The organism is Streptomyces sp. NPDC006739, assembly GCF_042869815.1.
GTDB lineage: Bacteria > Actinomycetota > Actinomycetes > Streptomycetales > Streptomycetaceae > Streptomyces.
In genome coordinates, this window is record NZ_JBIAGM010000051.1 from 1 (window position 1) to 594 (window position 594).

General features: G+C 67.5%; 1 rRNA gene and 1 pseudogene. One reads left to right on the top strand and one right to left on the bottom strand.

Features of this window, described 5'->3' with window-relative positions:
- Positions 1-92: ribosomal RNA gene (gene rrf, locus ACFYMM_RS42470) — 5S ribosomal RNA — on the top strand; the annotation flags it as partial.
- Positions 93-183: 91 nt separating this feature from the next.
- Here rrf and ACFYMM_RS42475 read toward each other — a convergent pair.
- A pseudogene (locus tag ACFYMM_RS42475) lies at positions 184-594 on the bottom strand (hypothetical protein); the annotation flags it as partial.

Consider the following 594-nt stretch of genomic DNA (forward strand, 5'->3'; position numbering starts at 1 on the left):
CGCCCGGTTACATTCCGAACCCGGAAGCTAAGCCTCACAGCGCCGATGGTACTGCAGGGGGGACCCTGTGGGAGAGTAGGACACCGCCGAACAATCTTTGGGAAGGACCCCTGGTCACCAGCGTTCAGCTGGGACCAGGGGTCCTTTTGTTTTTACAATGCTTGCGGTACCGAAGAACAGGAGTCACCCATGTCCACCAACTCTCCCGACGACCGACCGGAGCGCGACCAGCGGCGAGGGGACAGTGGTGACCGCGGTGAACGCGGCGGCTTCCGCCGCGACAACGACCGTGGTGGCTACGGCCGGCGTGATGACAACCGCGGTGGTGGCTACGGCCGTCGTGAGGACCGTGGTGGTGACCGCCCCACCTTCCGTCGCGACGACCGCCGTGATGACCGGCGTGATGACCGTCGGGGCGACGACCGTGGTGGTTTCCGCCGCGACGACCGTCGGGATGACAACCGTGGTGGTGGCTACGGTCGTCGTGACGATCGTCGTGAGGGCGATCGCGGGTCCCGGCCGGCGTTCCAGCGTGACGACCGCGACCGTGGGCCGCGCCGTGACGACCGTGGCGGTGACCGTCGCGACGACCGG